This window comes from Bdellovibrio bacteriovorus str. Tiberius, assembly GCF_000317895.1.
In the GTDB taxonomy this organism is placed as follows: domain Bacteria; phylum Bdellovibrionota; class Bdellovibrionia; order Bdellovibrionales; family Bdellovibrionaceae; genus Bdellovibrio; species Bdellovibrio bacteriovorus_F.
Genome location: NC_019567.1, coordinates 3,457,028 through 3,472,914, shown reverse-complemented (window position 1 = coordinate 3,472,914; position 15,887 = coordinate 3,457,028). Strand labels below are relative to the sequence as shown.

14 protein-coding genes are annotated in these 15,887 nt (G+C 49.9%); 6 read left to right on the top strand and 8 right to left on the bottom strand.

The genetic code is table 11. The features are described 5' to 3' along the window. Positions 1-34: 34 nt before the first annotated feature. Entirely contained in the window at positions 35-1,426 is a 1,392-nt protein-coding gene (locus BDT_RS16385; protein ID WP_015092352.1) for a hypothetical protein, read from the bottom strand. Positions 1,427-1,716: 290 nt separating this feature from the next. Here BDT_RS16385 and BDT_RS16380 point away from each other — a divergent pair, with 290 nt between their 5' ends. After that, positions 1,717-2,907 carry a KamA family radical SAM protein gene (locus BDT_RS16380; protein ID WP_015092351.1) on the top strand — a complete coding sequence of 397 codons (1,191 nt, stop codon included), beginning with the start codon at positions 1,717-1,719 and terminating at the stop codon, positions 2,905-2,907. On the opposite strand, the gene BDT_RS16375 is transcribed toward BDT_RS16380, so the two are convergent. Continuing rightward, on the bottom strand, positions 2,899-4,092 hold the full coding sequence (locus tag BDT_RS16375; protein ID WP_015092350.1) for a serine hydrolase domain-containing protein: 1,194 nt from the start codon (positions 4,090-4,092) through the stop codon (positions 2,899-2,901). The genes BDT_RS16380 and BDT_RS16375 overlap by 9 nt on opposite strands. 258 nt (positions 4,093-4,350) lie before the next feature. Here BDT_RS16375 and BDT_RS16370 point away from each other — a divergent pair, with 258 nt between their 5' ends. Next, a complete protein-coding gene (locus tag BDT_RS16370; protein ID WP_015092349.1) occupies positions 4,351-5,184 on the top strand; it encodes a flagellin N-terminal helical domain-containing protein in 834 nt (277 codons plus the stop codon). Between the two features lie 48 nt (positions 5,185-5,232). Here the strand turns inward: BDT_RS16370 and BDT_RS16365 are convergent, their stop codons facing one another. From BDT_RS16365 to BDT_RS16355, 3 genes are all read right to left on the bottom strand, one after another. Continuing rightward, positions 5,233-6,678: a HAMP domain-containing methyl-accepting chemotaxis protein gene (locus tag BDT_RS16365; RefSeq protein ID WP_015092348.1), complete on the bottom strand. Its 1,446-nt coding sequence runs from the start codon at positions 6,676-6,678 to the stop codon at positions 5,233-5,235. Positions 6,679-6,968: 290 nt separating this feature from the next. Continuing rightward, a complete protein-coding gene (locus BDT_RS16360; RefSeq protein ID WP_015092347.1) occupies positions 6,969-7,466 on the bottom strand; it encodes a hypothetical protein in 498 nt (165 codons plus the stop codon). 70 nt (positions 7,467-7,536) lie between these two features. Next, positions 7,537-9,825, bottom strand: a complete 2,289-nt coding sequence (locus BDT_RS16355; RefSeq protein ID WP_015092346.1) for an ATP-dependent helicase — start codon at positions 9,823-9,825, stop codon at positions 7,537-7,539. 173 nt (positions 9,826-9,998) lie between these two features. On the opposite strand from BDT_RS16355, the gene BDT_RS16350 reads away from it, so the two are divergent. Continuing rightward, entirely contained in the window at positions 9,999-11,336 is a 1,338-nt protein-coding gene (locus tag BDT_RS16350) for a hypothetical protein (RefSeq protein WP_235046168.1), read from the top strand. 66 nt (positions 11,337-11,402) lie between these two features. After that, entirely contained in the window at positions 11,403-11,936 is a 534-nt protein-coding gene (locus tag BDT_RS16345; protein ID WP_235046167.1) for a hypothetical protein, read from the top strand. A gap of 61 nt (positions 11,937-11,997) precedes the next feature. On the opposite strand, the gene BDT_RS16340 is transcribed toward BDT_RS16345, so the two are convergent. Then, positions 11,998-12,807 (bottom strand): SPOR domain-containing protein, encoded by an 810-nt coding sequence (locus BDT_RS16340; protein WP_235046166.1) that lies wholly within the window; start codon positions 12,805-12,807, stop codon positions 11,998-12,000. 133 nt (positions 12,808-12,940) lie between these two features. Between BDT_RS16340 and BDT_RS16335 the strand changes: the two genes are divergently transcribed. Beyond that, complete coding sequence (locus BDT_RS16335; protein ID WP_015092342.1) at positions 12,941-13,792, top strand: inositol monophosphatase family protein; 852 nt, start codon at positions 12,941-12,943, stop codon at positions 13,790-13,792. On the opposite strand, the gene BDT_RS16330 is transcribed toward BDT_RS16335, so the two are convergent. Together BDT_RS16330 and BDT_RS16325 are read right to left on the bottom strand one after the other, a co-directional pair. Next, positions 13,789-14,574, bottom strand: a complete 786-nt coding sequence (locus tag BDT_RS16330; RefSeq protein ID WP_015092341.1) for a murein L,D-transpeptidase catalytic domain family protein — start codon at positions 14,572-14,574, stop codon at positions 13,789-13,791. The two genes, BDT_RS16335 and BDT_RS16330, sit on opposite strands and share 4 nt — an antisense overlap. Before the next feature lie 106 nt (positions 14,575-14,680). Then, positions 14,681-15,220 (bottom strand): hypothetical protein, encoded by a 540-nt coding sequence (locus BDT_RS16325; RefSeq protein WP_015092340.1) that lies wholly within the window; start codon positions 15,218-15,220, stop codon positions 14,681-14,683. Between the two features lie 194 nt (positions 15,221-15,414). On the opposite strand from BDT_RS16325, the gene BDT_RS16320 reads away from it, so the two are divergent. Then, positions 15,415-15,882, top strand: coding sequence for a hypothetical protein (locus tag BDT_RS16320; protein ID WP_015092339.1), 468 nt, complete (start codon positions 15,415-15,417; stop codon positions 15,880-15,882). Positions 15,883-15,887 lie beyond the last annotated feature (5 nt).

Here is a 15,887-nt window from a genome sequence, read left to right as displayed (position 1 = left end):
CGTGGACCCTTGGGAGGATTGAATCAGTTAGCTTTTATTGACGACCGCGGATCAGTGCTCTTTGCTGCAAAGCTTCGGCCGTCGCATCGCGTGGGGTTCCGAAAGTCACACCGCTGCTGTTTGGGTGAACATTCAGTTGCGTTTGCGTCTGAGTGCTCAGCGCCGTACCACCTGTTCTGGAGGAAACTCCTGATGGAATTGTCCCTGGCGTGGTTGGCAAAGTTCCGATGGAAGTAGTTGGAACCTGGCTCTGAATAGTGCCGATGGTGCCGCGACCCGGGTTTTGAAGTCTACCGGACAGGTCGATACCTGGGTCTTTAACGGTACCAGTCGTTTTTCCGGCGAAGGCGTTCAAAAGAGCGAGGTAGGATTCAGTTAAGAAAGTTCTATAAGATGCTTTCTGCATTTCGGTGATGTTGCCAATTGAACTCGCTGATTGAATACCAACAAGACTGTTTCTCTCAAGGATAGAAGCCAATGCGCTAGTTTCGCCTTTGCGAATTTCAGCTTCGGTGGTCAAATATGCGAATTCTTGTTGATTTGTAGTTTTCAGAGACAGTGCAGTTAGTGCTGCTGCTTGCTCGGCTTCGTATTTCAACAGGTTTGACTGCGCAGACAATAGCTTTGAGCGAACCATTTCATGCTTTCTTGGTATTTCAGCAAGTAAATTTCTTGTTAGAAGTAGAGTCTTCTCTTTCAGAGTGTCTGCATCTTCTTTGGCCCATTGGAATGAGATGTTGTCGTCATAGGAAATCAGACCTGCTTTTACTCGGTCCTGCAGGTTAAGTGAGGATCTGATAGTGGTAAGCTGTTCAACCAAAAGCGGCTGAATTGCTTCGGAGAAGAACTTGGATGCTTCGGACGAAGTTACATCTTTCTTTTCGTCATTCAATATGTCTGTGAATCCTGGAGCTAGGCAGGAAAGAGCGTCTGCAATCTCTTTATGGCGCTTGCACTCTTTACGCAGCTTCTCGAAGTGGTCTACAGCCTTCTTTTCAACAACTTCTTCACCCGTAGCCTCAGCATCCGCTTCCGCCACTTCTTCTTTTTTAGCCACTTTCTTTTTAGGTGCAGCTGGCTGTTCAGCCAATTTTTTCATCAGCTCCACATTCAGGGCATCGATATCAGATTTGTTTTTTGCGCTCAGGACGATGGTGTCGTAACCACACTTGCCTTCGCAGACTTTGCCTTCAGTTGTTCTTTTTGGAACCAAAGCCAGGACTTCTTCATCACCGTTATCAATGTATTTAACGGGCATCACACCTTCAGCGGTGTAAACCTTGCTTTCAGTCAGATCGCCGCTTGTGGAAGCGAAGTCTGCGGAAGCAATTCCGTCATTATGAGTGTTGAACGATACATTGAATCCCAAGACAGCCAGCAGAGCTGATGTCAGAACCCATTTCTTTTGCGGGTAAGTGAATTTCATAAGTCCTCCTATATGAAGGGAACATCCAGTCCCTTTTATCTACACTTATGTAAAGCGAAGGCCGGGCCAAAACCCGAGGTTCGTGCCATCGGCCCTAAACACAGGAAATAGCTAAGAGTTCTCATGTTGAGATTCATTGCACGGCCCCTAGAGGTTGTAGAACTTCTGGTGTCTCGATGCGAGAACCCTCAAAAAATACCGAATTTCAATAGCTTAGCGCTGTTTAAGGGGGCGAAAGGCAAAGCGTGAAAAAGCGCCCCTTTCGGTCACTTTTAGGCTATAAGACTGCCATGAAGTTTCATTTCCCGCGAAGCAAAAGGCCTGAACATGTCGCCGAATCCGATTGGAATAATTGGACCTGGCAGCTTCGTCATTCCCTCAAGTCACAAGACGATTTCGCCCAGCATTTTGAATTAAGTGCGGATGAAAAAGCGGCGTTCGTGGGTGGGAAAGAACTTTTCAACGTGCGCACAACGCCGTACTACGCAAGCCTTGCACAAGGTGCTGCGGGCCAGTCCATCCGCCAGATCCTGATGCCTCATCGCTATGAAATCGAAGAAGGTGATCAGCAGATGCTCGATCCTTTGGGGGAACGTCAGAACAAGGCAGCCCCTCGCTTGATCCACCGCTATTCAGATCGTGTGTTGTTCCTGATCACAGACATCTGCAGTGTTTACTGCCGCTTCTGCACCCGCAAACATTTCACCGGGCAAGAGCAGGCCTTCATCCGCAACGAAGAATACGAACAGGCTCTGGCCTATATCAAGTCCCACACCGGGATTCGTGAAGTGATTCTGTCCGGCGGCGATCCGCTGACGGTCAGTGACAAGCAACTGGACCGGGTGCTGGGGGACTTGCGTGCGATCGAGCATGTCGAGATCATCCGTATCGGTTCCCGCATGCCGGTGGTGTGCCCGATGCGCGTGACTGAAGAGCTTGTGCAGATTCTGAAAAAGCACAAACCGGTGTTTTTGATGTCGCACTTTAACCATCCGGACGAGCTGACAGCCGAAGCTGTGGAGGCTTTGGAAAGACTGGTGGACAACGGTGTGCCGGTGATGAATCAGATGGTGCTATTAAACGGCATCAACAATCATCCGGCATTGGTGCAGGCCTTGAACCGCCGCCTGTTGTTCCTGCGTGTGAAGCCTTACTACATGTTCCAGTGCGACCCTTCATTGGGTACTGATCACTTGCGCACATCTGTGGAAGATTCACTGGAAATTCAAAAAGAGCTGTGGGGTCACCTGTCCGGTCTTGCGATGCCGAATCTGTCTTTGGATATTCCCAATGGCGGGGGGAAAACTTATCTGGTACCGAACTTTGAAGTCGGCCAGGAAGGCCGTACTCGTCACTATGTCGGTTGGGACGGGGTGAAGGCTGAATACGTCAGCCCTGCACCGGAAAAGATTCGCAAGCCCGATGCCTCGATGTACGAGGCCGAGTGGGCTCACCTGAAAAACAGCAAGAACTTACTTTAGTTTTCCGTTCACGCCATCCAAAAGCTCTTTGCCCAGAAGGCCGATTTCTTCCAGCTTCTGCACTGGCAGACGGTTGAAAGTCACAGCCCAGGCATAACCATCACCGTGACGGGTGAAATAGGAAAGCGTTCCGGTTTCCAAAGCCCCGGCGTGTCCGATGTTTTTCCCGCCTTCCATGCACACCCAGCCCAAGCACGCATTCGGATTTCCGATGGTGGTCACGGGTGCTGTCATCACCGCGACAGTTTCAGGTTTTAGAATTTGTACACCTTTGTTCCAAGGGGTTACGGCATTGGCAATCTTCACCAGATCTGATGGTGTCGCCAGCCAACCACCGTGCCCATCCATGGTATGGAAGACATAACCATTGTAGGACTGCGGTCCCATGGTTTTATTGTCGAAAACAGACTTGTTGGGTGCAGAGCGGGGATCATCATAATAGCGCGCTTCGTTTGGCAGAAGGTCTTGCAACGTGTTCCCGGCAATCTTCATATCGGTGATGCCCAGCGGTTGCAGGACTTTCTGCTGCACATACTGTTCGTAAGGCATTTTAGACAGGGACTCGATAATACGAGCCAGAATGTTGAAGCCCAGATTGGAATAGTGGAATTCTTTCCCCGGAGCCACATCCAGCTTCTGATATTTCAAAACATAAGAAATCACAGTCTCAGCACTTGCCGGAACCGCGGTCTTCATTTTTTTTGCAATGGTGTAGACTTCATATTGCGGGTCACCGCTGACGCTCAGATCCCAACCGCCGGAATGCTGAAGCAAATCACGCAGGGTGATTTTGTAAACGCGGTGATCGCGGATCTGGCGGTACTTTGGCAGATAACCACGCGGGCCGAAGACAGGTTTGTTCAGAGCTTTTTCCAGATCGACACCGGAATCTTCCAGTACTTTGAACATGGCGATGGCCGTGATGGGTTTGCTGGCGCTGGCAATGCGCCATAAAGTGGTGTCGGTGGGCGCTGTTTTGTTTTCGACATCCGCCAAGCCATAATTGGCAGTGTGAATGATCTCGCCGTCTTTAAGGATTGCGACAGAAGCACCAGGTATGTTGTGTTTTTGAATGAAAGTACTTACGAAATCCCCGGCGGTTTTAGCCGATTCATTCTTTTTCGGGGCGCTGGTGCAGCCGATCATCAGCAGCGAAACCAGCAGGGTCATCAGGGATGTTTTCATTAAGAGCTCCTTCTCGCTATGAGACAGCGTGATCGATTTTTGGCTTAAAGAAAACAAGTTTTCGTGGATTTTCTTAGCCGTCAGTACAGTTGCGTTTTGGCCAGTTGTTAATGTCCGGTGAAAATTCAATCCATAGTCTTGTGAAGTACCATCAGAATCACCCGAATAGTTCAGCAGACACAACCGCAAACTCGGATGTAGGCGGTCCACTATTCAAGGAGGCTAAGCCATGGTTATGACGAAGTAGCGAGGAAATAAATGGGAATGAGAGTAACAACCAATATTGCAGCCCTGAATGCCCAAAGAAATCTGGCGGGTTCGCAAAGAATCGTAAATGATTCTATGGCCAAACTCGCTTCGGGCAGTCGAATCAACAAAGCGGCAGATGATGCTGCGGGTTTGGCGATATCAGAAGGGTTGAAGGCCCAGATTCGTTCTGCAGCCCAGGCTCAAAGAAATGCCAACGATGGTATTTCAATGATCCAGACGGCAGAAGGCGGTCTGAACGAAGTCGGTAATATCATCGTGCGCCTGCGCGAACTGGCAATCCAGGGTGCTTCCGACACAGTCGGGGAAACCGAGCGCGGCATGCTTAATAAAGAGGTGACTCAGCTGACCAGCGAAATGCAGCGTATTGCCAAGTCCACGACGTGGGGTACGACGAAGTTGCTGGATGGCTCGGCGCCGAAGTTTGATTTCCAGGTGGGCATCGGCAACGACGATTTCGCGGATCGCATCAGTTTTAATGCGGGCGAGCACGCGGCGACGCTGGATGCTTTGGGTCTGGAGGGGCTGGATTTCTCTTCGAAAGAAGGGGCACAGACAGCACTGAAACGACTGGACGATGCGCAGACGAATGTCAGCGGCACCCGGGCTTATCTGGGGGCTTTGCAGAATCGTCTGACTTCGACAGTGGACAACCTGGGTGTGACTCAGGAAAACCTGTCCGCGGCCAACAGCCGTATCCGTGATACTGATGTTGCAACAGCATCCAGTGAAATGGTCAGAAATAATATTTTACTGCAGGCAGGAACTTCGATTCTGGCTCAGGCAAATCAAGCAAACCAGTTGGCGTTAAAGCTGATCGGTTAGCAAGCACTCCGTGAGGGGGCCCATTCCCGGGCCCCTTTTTTTTTGCTCTTAAGAGGCCTTGCGGCCTTCGATCAATCCACGCAGATCCGAAATCAGGGAATCCACGGCCTCGGTTTTTTCATTCAGTTCTTTTGCAATGGAAGAAACCTGTTCTGAAGCCTTGGTGTTGCTTTGCGATGTCGTGTCCAGACTGACCAGGGCCCCGGAAACCTGCTGGATGCCCACGCGCTGTTCTTCACTGGACGAAGCAATGTCCTGATTATAAGACGACACCTTTTCAATGTCTTTATGGATGCGAGTCAGAACATCCTGGCTTTGGCCGGCCTTGGCAACACCTTCATTAATGTAGCTGGCACTTTGAGAGATCAATTCAGAGATCTCTTTCGCTGACACGGAACTTCTTTGTGCCAAGGAACGAACTGCTTCAGCCACCACGGCAAACCCACGACCGGCTTCTCCGGCGCGGGCGGCTTCCACGGCGGCATTCAGGGCCAGCAGATTTGTCTGGAAGGAAATGTCTTCAATGATATTGATGATGTCCTGCATTTTTCTGGAACTGTCACTGATCTTGGTCATTGAGTTCATCAGTTGTTTGATCGCGCCCGAGCCGTCTTCAGCAGAAGTTCGGGAGTCTTCAGAAGCCACCTTGGCCTGACGGGCGCGGTCGCTGCTGATTTTAACGATGGCTTCAATCTGACTGATCGAGGCGGTGCTGGCTTCCAGCATGGAGGAAGCTTTGCTAGCACCATTTTGAACGGTCACGCTGGCTTCGGAAAGATAGCTGGCGGCTTTATGCACTTCCTGGGAATTGTCGGCCAGAGCGTCGCAGATTTGTTTGACCGTCTTGGCAACAGACGAGGAAGCAAAGAACGACACCAGTCCCGCCAGGACAATTGAAATAGCAGCAAAGACAGTCACCCAGAAGCGCGCTTGTTCTTCGGCGTTCACTGCCTCATGCGCGGACTGATCCGCGTACTGCACCTGATAGGTTGTTTCATTCAGCAGGGGTTCGTAGACTTTTTGTGCTTTTGTGGGACATACATCGCGAATCAATGCGACAACTTTGTCTTCGTTCTCTTTGTAGTGCGCACTTAAAGCCAGAATCTCGCCGCCGAAGTTTTTGAACTCAGTCCACCCTGCGATGAACTCTTTATAGCTTTTGCGTTCTTTGGCAGAAGGGTCGATCTTTTCATAGGCATCAATATGCTTTTCAAAAAGGACGACTTGCTCTTTGGCTTTTTCAACATAGTGATTCACATCTTCCTGGGTGTTGCCCGCAAGGCCGATGCTGCGAACATGGATGCGCAATTCGCGTATGGTGGCGCGAAGGTCGGCTAGTTCTTTTAAGGAGGGCAGGTTTTCCTGTGCGACGATGCTGTACTCACCACTGACTTTGTTCAGGAAGTAAAATCCCAGCGCGCCGCTGGTTGCGGAAAGCAGGGCTACCGAAAGACCCATCACCGTTAACTTTGCTTTCAAACTCCAGGATTTCATCAACGACCTCACATAAAACTCTGTAAAAAAAATTTGATGACAGAAATTTAATCGGCGGCAATCAACCAAAGTTGAGTAAAAAGATGAAAGAAGAGGTGTTTTTGAAATTTTCGATCTGACGTTTGGGTGAGAAAATGGCCTTACTACGAATGATATTCGCGTAAATATTCGGGGGCCAAATGTGTTTCGTGGCTGGAATCATCCTTTTGGACGACAGCCTGGCATGTTTAGTTGAATAAAAAAAGCCCGGACGGTGCCGGGCTTTATCAACGTGCTGTCAGCTCTTAAAACTAGAAGTTGAAAGAATAAACTGCGGAAGTGAAATCCACAGAAGACGCCGTGTCTTCGTCGAACCAGTTCCATACTTCGAAGCGCTCAATGCCGATAGCGCCAGCGCCGTTAGCAAGTTTGTACTGAGCACCGTAGCGGAAGCTTGGACCAACAACAGTCTTGTCATCAGCGCCATCCATTTTGATCATGGAGATGCCCACGCCTGGAGCCAGGAACGCAGTCACGTTGGAAGCTTCAACAAGTCTTACGAAAGAGTGTGCACCAAAGCTCAATACCTGAGGGATGCCAGCGTCTTTCTTTTCAGTTTGCATGAACACGTAAGCACCCAGCGCGCCTTGGGCATCGTCAAATTCCATACGACCACCGATGTTCAATGCAGAACTGGTCATACCCAGATTGATGCTGGCAGTTTTGTTGCCGCCGTTGGAAGCAACATTTCTAGCTGCGAAGGAAACAGAAGAGGACAGAACACAAAGGACAACGATCAACTTTTTCATTAATTACTCCTTGTTAGTAACCCGAAGAAGTTTGTCAGTTATCCTCATTTTGGCAACAAAAAAAATATGACTACACGCGCTCCAAGCGGGCGTACTTCACCACGAATTTCTTCACAGTTTTATCCGTGAACATCACGCTGACCTTGAAGTTTTCGCCGGTGCCTTCGGTTGCGTACACAGTGCCGACCCCAAATGTCGGGTGTCTTACGCGCATACCTTTAGAGAATGGCGCAGATCCGCTCCCTTCATTGTCGTAATCCGGGAAGTCTTGAGCATCATCGTAACTCTGCGTGCGCGCACGATTGCGGTCAGAGCTGGTGGCGCCCCATTTCGGCGTGCCGCCAAAGTCAGAGTCATAAGAGCTGGAACCATAGCGGGCCATAAAGCGCGGCGCTTCGGCCGATGTTTTAAAGTCGATCAGGTTCTGCGGGATTTCCTTGATGAATCGGGAAGGCGGATTGAATTGCTCCTGGCCCCACACGCGTCTCATTTTCGCGTAGGTCAACCACAGTTTCTGGCGAGCGCGGGTCATGCCCACGTAAGCCAGACGGCGTTCTTCCTCGACATCTTCTTCGCTGTCACTTTCCGCACTGCGAGCACTTGGGAAAAGATTTTCCTCAAGACCCACAACAAACACGTAAGGATATTCAAGACCCTTGGAGATGTGCAGAGTCATCATGGTGACCGAGTTCTGTTCCTGATTCAAAGAATCCACGTCGTTCACCAGAGCCATTTCTTCCAGGAAGCTGATCAATGTCGATTCTTCACCACGCTCTTGCACGAACTGGGCAATGGCGTTGTCCAGTTCCTCCAAGTTTTCGATGCGCGCCTGGGATTCCGGGGATTCATCTTTTTTCAAAGCTGCCAGATATTCGGTGCGATCCAGAACCACAGCAAAGAATTCCAGCAGTTTCAAATGCTGGGCATTTTGCTGAAGGTCTTTCATCAGATCAACAAAGCGGCGGATCTTGCCGGTGGTGCCGGCATTGAACAGACGCTCGTCGCAGGATTTTTCAGCTGCTTCGAACATGCTCAGGTTTTTGTGAGCTGCGTATTCTTCGATTTTTTCAATCGTGGTTTTTCCGATACCGCGTGCTGGAACATTGATGATGCGCTTCAGGGCGATATCATCTGCAGGGTTGATGGACAGCTTCATGTAGGAAATCATGTCCTTGATCTCCATACGCTCATAGAAGCGCACGCCGCCAACCAAGCGATACGGAATACCCATGGTGCGCAGCTGTTCTTCCAGAACACGCGACTGGGCATTGGTGCGATAGAAGATCGCATAGTCGTTGTGCGAGCCTTCGCCTTCGTTGATCATCGACTGGATGGTCTTTGCAACGAAGCGGCCTTCTTCGTATTCGTTCTTTTCCTCACGCACGTGAATCAGATCGCCGGGTTCATTGGAGGTGAACAGGGTTTTGTCTTTGCGCTGGGAATTGTTTTTGATCACGGCCGTGGCGCCATTTACGATGTTGGCGCTGGATCGGTAATTTTCCTCAAGCTTGATCACCTTCGCGTCGCGGAAGTCTTTTTCAAAATCCAGGATGTTTTTGATGTCGGCTCCGCGCCAGCTGTAGATGGACTGATCCTCGTCACCCACCACGCACAGGTTGCGGTGAGCGGAAGCCAGCATCTGCACCAGCAGATACTGAATGTGATTGGTATCCTGATACTCGTCCACCATGATGTAGCGGAATTTTTTCTGATACATCTGCAGAACATCAGGGTACATGCGGAACAGATCATAGGTTTTCAAAAGCAGATCATCGAAATCAAGGCTGTTGGCCTTTTTCATTTCGCGCTCATAGGCTTTGTAAACTTCAACAGTCTTTTGATCCATCAGACGTTTCGAGGACTTTTCCAAACCTTCCGGGGAAAGGCCCATCATCTTGGCGCTGCTGATACGGCTTTGGAAGTTTTTTGCCGGATACATCTTGTCGTTGATATCCAGAGCGGTCATGACTTTCTTGATCTGGCTTAGCTGATCGGAAGAATCATAGATTCCGAAGAAGGGCTTGTAATCCAGAAGTGTGATGTGCTGGCGCAGAACGCGAACACAGAAGCTGTGGAAGGTATTGATCCAAAGCTGGGTGTGAACAATGGCACCCATGTCCGCCAGGATCTTGTAAATACGATGTTCCATCTCTTTGGCGGCCTTATTGGTAAAGGTCACACACAGGATTTCATCGGAAGCCGCGACCCCTTGGCCGATCATATTGGCCATGCGGTGGGTAAGGACGCGGGTTTTGCCAGATCCGGCGCCGGCAAGGATAAGCAAAGGCCCTTCCAGGGTTTCGACGGCATCCTTCTGCGCGGGGTTCAGATTTTTCGTAACAAAATCAAGTACATCCATGGCGGCTTCCTTAATGTGCGTTTGCAGGGGCTGTCGAACTTCTGGTGAGACTGACAAAGTTTGTCTATCCCTAAGTTTTCATTGAGGTTTTCGCCATTTTCCACTATAACTATAACGCAATAAGTCAAGTGAGCGAGAGAACCCCTCCGTTTATAGAACTTAGAGAGGACTTTGTGAAGCGCGTTTTTAGCCGGATCACAGCAGCAATTCTAGTCGCAGGCGCCTTGGGCGCTTGTGCCCCGCAGTCTGAGAGTGCTGATCAGTCCGGCAATGTCCGCGTACTGGCACCACAAAGCAATTCCAAGGCGGGTTATTCCCTGCAGACGGTAGAGCTGCTTGGAATTGAAGACCTTCAGACCGTCACCGGTAAATTCGTTCGTTTTTTCCTCAGCCCGCGCATTACCAATAACTCCCTGCACGGCCGTCCTGCCGTGGCTCGCTTTATCAAAAATAAATCCGGTGATTTTATCCCGGCCAACGAAATGACCCAGCAACTGGTCACCATTTATGCTCACACACAGAAACTGGCGCTGCTTGATGAAGAGCTGGGCGCTGGTGGTGTGAATCAGTGGCCGCGTGATGTGGGCGTGGGTGTCAGAGTGAAAGGTTCTTCCGGAGCCAATAACGCATTTTATGACGGAGCCACCGATTCCATGCTGGTGGTGCCTTACACGCAAGACGGTCTGGCAATCGCAATCAACGGCGGGATTCTGGCGCATGAGCATTTCCATTCTCTGTTCTTTAAACTGGTTTTGAAGGACGTCGTCGATGACGATGCCGGTGTACACAGCCGCGATTCCTTTATGGATGACGCCAGTATCGTACAAGAAGACTTGTCCGGTCGTGGTCGTCGCGAAAAGCCGGTGCTGATCGGTGATGAATTGGATGAAGCAACTCTTTTGAAATTCCACCGTTTGGCGATGATGCGCGGTCTGAATGAAGGCCTGGCTGATTTCTGGGGCTGGATGTACACCGGGAATCCTGATTTCATCGCTCAGTCCCTGCCAAGCCAGAAACGCGTTCGTTCCCTTGAGGTCAGTGATCTGTTTGGTATCTATGAGCTTCCGAATAAAACAGTCGTGCGTAATAACCTGGAGCTGTTCCATGCTTCCGGTGAACGCACGAAGTTCCGCGACTATGTCACGGGTTATGCTTACACGGTGGGAACGCAGTTTTCCCGCGTGCTGAAAAAGTTCACGGACATCTATTCCAAAGAACGCGGCCTTGAAGATCTTGCCGCCCGCAAAGAAGTGGCAAAGCTGGTTATCAAGATGCTGCCGTCTTTGAAGGTCGATCTGGCTGAAAAGAAAGACACTTACTATACGCATGATCAGTTCGTTCAAAGCCTGGTTAAAGAACTGGGCGAAATGAAAAAGAAAGAATGCGAATTCCTGGCTGAGGTTCTGGAAACTTCTGCAGAAACTCCGATGGTTTATTCCTGTGTGGAAGAAACTGGCTGGGTGATTAAATCAGCGACGGCCGAAAATCCTGAAGCACGGGAAGTGAAGTAAATGAAATTCGTCGCGGGATTGTTGTTATTCTTGTTGTCCGTAAGTGCTTTTGCCCAAGAGTCGCGAATGAAGACGCCCACGGAGGCGCCGGTGTCCTTGCTGGCGGCTTATCCGTTTGGCTATGAAATGCGCTATGAGCGCGGCAATTCCGGTGATCTGGAAGCCCGTCAGCCACGGAACTTTTCCATCGGCTATCATCGCAATCGCTACAGCCTTCTGGTGGAATACGCAAGCTTCACGGACACCACCGGCAACAGCACCTCCAGCATCGAGCGCCGTCATCAGGATATGACCCTGTGGGGCCGGTACAATGTCTTAAGCGGCAAAGAAGGCGGCATGCGCGGAGTGATTTATTTCGGTGCCGGCGTTGGTGGTTACGAGGAAGAAGTCATCACCCGATTCATGACCGACAGTCGTTCTGATAAAACCGGAATGAAGGTGATGGGTGGATTGTCTGCAGGGCTTGAGCTGTTTATCTTAAGCACCAGTCAGTATGGTGTGACCGTGGGGATGGAAGGCCGGGCATTGCTGGGGTCTGATTTTGATCCGAATCCGACTTTGGGTGCTGTTCTGCGTGCGGGCCTGGTGGTTCCGCTATAAAAAAAGCCCCGTTCTTTCGAACGAGGCTTCCTTAGGAATTTAATTAAAAGCGGGTGAACAATTACTCAGTGATCTTTTGAACGATCGCAGAGCCGACTTTCGCTTTAGTCACAAGCTCTGTGCGGTAAGCTTGAGCTTCTTTCTGAGTCGCAAACTGGCCAACACTTACGCGGAACCAGGTTTTGCCTTTGATATTTGCCGGGATATAGAACGCGCTATAACCTTTGTTTTTCAGGTCAGAAGCCATTTTCTGAGCTTCTGCTTCATCAGCATAAGACGCCACTTGCACAGTGAATTTGCCCACTGCGAACTGAGCCACATCTTTAGGAAGGGAAGAAGGCAGACGGTCTTCTTTCGCCGTTACTTTCTTTTCTGCTGCTTCCAAAGTTGTTGGAGCTTTGCCTGCCGCTACGTTTTTCGCAGCTTCAGATGGTTCGTTGTGCTGGGTTACAGGAGTTTTGTCACCTTTGGTTGGGTTCGGTTTGTGAGTCTCAACTTTAGGTTCTTTGGATTCAACTTTTGTTTCAGCGATTTCACCGTGGTGACTGGCAGGAGCCGCGTGTTCACCGTGAGCTGGTGTTGCTTCGTTTTCAGTTGTTACAGGAGTCGTTTCATCCGCCACGAATTCTTCAGCAAGTTTCGCGATCTCTTCATCAGTCATCGCGCCCACTTTGCCTTCTGAGGTCCCGTGTTCAGAAACAGAAGCCACTTCACGCTCTTGGGTGTGAGAGGATTTTTGAGGTTCCAAAGCAGCCAGCTGATGTTGGTTGTCACTGTACTTCTTGCCTACAAATGTACCGATAGAGAAAGACAGCAAAGAAATAAAGAAAACTAAAGCTAGTTTCACCATCACATCCGTTTTAGAACTCATTTTTTCAATCCTCATAATTTTTAAACCCGCTTGAATGCTTAAGTTTCGGGCCCTTCCTTTGGCCCTGCAAACATGTTAGCGTTAATCCTCTGAACTGGTCAATCATCCAAGGGTCCTGCCCGAAGGGGAAAGCGTGGAAAACAGCGTAAAATCAAGGGATTGGAAGCAGGTCTTAGGTCAAGCTATTGAAGCTGTGAACCTGGGCCGACAGGTGCTTCTCAATTATTTCGGTAACTTAGAGCACGTCGAGGAAAAGTTCCAAGCGGGCCTTGTCAGCGAAGCCGACAAAGAATCAGAAAGAGTCATTGCAGAGCATCTTAGGAAAAATTTTCCGGAAATCGAGTTCCTGGGCGAGGAAACCTTCGCCGCATCTCACGGAACCGGGACAAAGGTCGCGTGGAGCAAGGCAGGCGCAAATGGGCGCTGGATCTTGGATCCACTGGATGGGACCACAAACTATGTTCATCGTTTTCCGATTTTCTGCATCAGCTTGGGTTTGGAAATCGACGGTCAAATTCAGCTCGCCGTGATTGATGTACCGATGTTGAATGAAACATACACCGCGATTCGCGGGCAGGGTGCATTCGTCAACGGCAAGCCTTTGCGAGTCAGCAAGAACACCGAACTGAAGAAAGGCCTGCTGGCCACGGGTTTTGTGTCAGAGCATGAACACGTGATTTCTGAACAGCTGAGAATCTTTGACGACATGGTTCGCAAATGCCGTGGTGTTCGCCGTCCTGGCGCTGCGGCTTATGATCTGGCGCAAGTGGCGCGCGGTGTTTTTGATGGTTATTGGGAACGCAATATTCAACCATGGGATGCAGCTGCAGGAATTCTTCTTGTCGAGGAAGCTGGTGGCGTCGTGCAGACTTACCGCGGTGAAGCCTACACGCCCTATAAGAATTCGATCGTGGCGGGAAATGCCGATATGGTCACAGAGATTCAAAAGGTCCTTGTGCCTCGCCTGAGCGAGGGCACAGACTAATTCTTTTTCTTGGTGGAAACCAGACGGCCCGACTGGGCCTCATCCACCAACGCTGGGTGGTAGTGATAGATCACGCTGCCACCCTTCAACAGCGGAATCAGCTTTTCCGCCATCGACAAAGACAACGCCGGGCAACCCCAGCTTAAACCCAGGCGGCCGTAAGGCTGTCCGGTTTTTTTATTGATCATATTAATGAAATCCTCGCCGACATACCAGGCTCCATGCACAACGATATCGCGGTTGTAAGCCTGATCGTTGGATCTTTGCAGGCCGTACATGCGCAGGGTTTTTCCGTAAGATCCGGTATACACTTCTCCGGTCAGATAAATTCCCAGTGACGTCTGGCGGGAATCTTTGGTGTTACTAAAGCGATAAGCATAGTTGCCATCACCACTGCCAATGCCGTGAGAGGTGTAGTATTTCTCAACCGCGCCGTTGCGAAGGTTGATAAAATAAAAACGTCTTTCGGTGGACGGCGCAGAATAATCCACGATGACCACATACTGTGGGCTGTTCAGGGTGACGTACTTGCTGCTGCGGTTGCGTTTGACTTCTTCGCAAGGGCGCACACTGGCCGGGTCTTTGCCTTCACAGGTGTAGGTGTCCTGCTGGAAGCTGCGGCCGCGGTTTTCATACATGAATTTGCTCAGGCGATTGACCGCATCGGCAGGCACTCCCTGAGAAATGATTTTACGATTGATGTTGTCCTGCTGGGCTGCAGAGGCAGAAAAGGCAGTGCAGAAAAGCGCTGTCCCCAGAATGTATGGCAAGGCATTTTTCATCAAGGTCCCCTTGTAAATAAGAGACCTTATAGTACGCCCTTTTCAGGAAAGAAACTGTCAGGATTTTTGACAGGTATAAAACACAAAAAGGGCGCTCAAAAGCCGTTTAATTCAAACGGATACGGAAAGAACCGAAGGTCACAGTTTCAGAGTATTCAACACCGTTGTCAGCTTTCACGTGCTTACGGGTGCGGATCAGAACGTCAACGTCCTGAGGTACTTCTCTGGTTTTAAAGAAGGACACGGATTGCTCCTGTACGCCACCTTGATTCAAGTGTTCAAGGTCGGTCTGCAGCAGAACTTCAGAATGCTTGTTCACCAGAAGCATTTCATAGTTGCTGTAAGTGATTTCAACGTTGGCGCCGTTAGGTGCAACATAGGATTCACGAGTCGGAGCAGAATCAAGAACCCACTGGGAGTTTTGGCATTTCACCATAGCCACGCGGAGGGTGGTTTGTTGTTCTTCATCGCTGGAAGAAGCGTTGATCAGGGACAACTGAACAACTTTGGCTTTTGCTTCCGGGGTGCCACGGGAAGAATCACAATAAGCAACAGAGCCATCAATAACCTTGTTCAAAGTGATGTCAGCGTGAGCCGCGCCAGAAGCCAGGATCATGGATAGGACAGAAAAGATCAGACGAGCCATGGGTATCTCCTTAAAAGTGATCCACTAGATACCACCAGACTGGCGGGCATTTCAAGTCCCCGTGATGGGGGAGCCACAGTTTTTATTAACGGGGGGTGTAAACAATCGGCTATTTTTTACCGAAGAGAGAGGCCTGGAGGGCATTTCAGATTACCTAAGGGGTGCTAAACCAATTTCACAAGCGCGCCTGGAGCGTGAAGCTCATTATTAAATCCTCGGGTCTTGCAAACTATCTCAACGGGAAAAGTGCCGTTAGTGAAAAGACACTTAAAAAGTATCTGGAAAAATACTTCGGGAATGAACACATTGACCCCTTGTTTGAGCTGGCGCCCTTAGCAAGCGCCAAGAGCGTTCCCAATGACTCTGGTCTGTATGCTCTTTATGATTCCTCCAAAAAGCTTTTGTATTTCGGTAAAGCAAGTCGTCTTAAAGTAGAGATGAACCAAACCCTGAATAGAGCTGCACCAAAACAGCTGTGGGCTCTGGCGTCTAACAAGGCCACGTATCGACAGCCCAAGTTCAAGGAAATGGTCACCTATTTTTCCGTTTACAAAGTCACTCCTGATTCAAGTGAACTCAGACATCATTTGGAATCTTTCGTGTTGCGAGTGGTGCTCAACAGCACAATGAATCAACGCACTGGAAAGCTGAAAGTCAGATAAATAAA

What these genes read in the sequence shown, in the direction of transcription:
- BDT_RS16385 (WP_015092352.1), bottom strand. Translation starts at nt 1,426, where the DNA reads ATGAAATTCACTTACCCGCAAAAGAAATGGGTTCTGACATCAGCTCTG.
- BDT_RS16380 (WP_015092351.1), top strand. Translation starts at nt 1,717, where the DNA reads ATGAAGTTTCATTTCCCGCGAAGCAAAAGGCCTGAACATGTCGCCGAA.
- BDT_RS16375 (WP_015092350.1), bottom strand. Translation starts at nt 4,092, where the DNA reads ATGAAAACATCCCTGATGACCCTGCTGGTTTCGCTGCTGATGATCGGC.
- BDT_RS16370 (WP_015092349.1), top strand. Translation starts at nt 4,351, where the DNA reads ATGGGAATGAGAGTAACAACCAATATTGCAGCCCTGAATGCCCAAAGA.
- BDT_RS16365 (WP_015092348.1), bottom strand. Translation starts at nt 6,678, where the DNA reads ATGAAATCCTGGAGTTTGAAAGCAAAGTTAACGGTGATGGGTCTTTCG.
- BDT_RS16360 (WP_015092347.1), bottom strand. Translation starts at nt 7,466, where the DNA reads ATGAAAAAGTTGATCGTTGTCCTTTGTGTTCTGTCCTCTTCTGTTTCC.
- BDT_RS16355 (WP_015092346.1), bottom strand. Translation starts at nt 9,825, where the DNA reads ATGGATGTACTTGATTTTGTTACGAAAAATCTGAACCCCGCGCAGAAG.
- BDT_RS16345 (WP_235046167.1), top strand. Translation starts at nt 11,403, where the DNA reads ATGAAGACGCCCACGGAGGCGCCGGTGTCCTTGCTGGCGGCTTATCCG.
- BDT_RS16340 (WP_235046166.1), bottom strand. Translation starts at nt 12,807, where the DNA reads ATGAGTTCTAAAACGGATGTGATGGTGAAACTAGCTTTAGTTTTCTTT.
- BDT_RS16330 (WP_015092341.1), bottom strand. Translation starts at nt 14,574, where the DNA reads ATGAAAAATGCCTTGCCATACATTCTGGGGACAGCGCTTTTCTGCACT.
- BDT_RS16325 (WP_015092340.1), bottom strand. Translation starts at nt 15,220, where the DNA reads ATGGCTCGTCTGATCTTTTCTGTCCTATCCATGATCCTGGCTTCTGGC.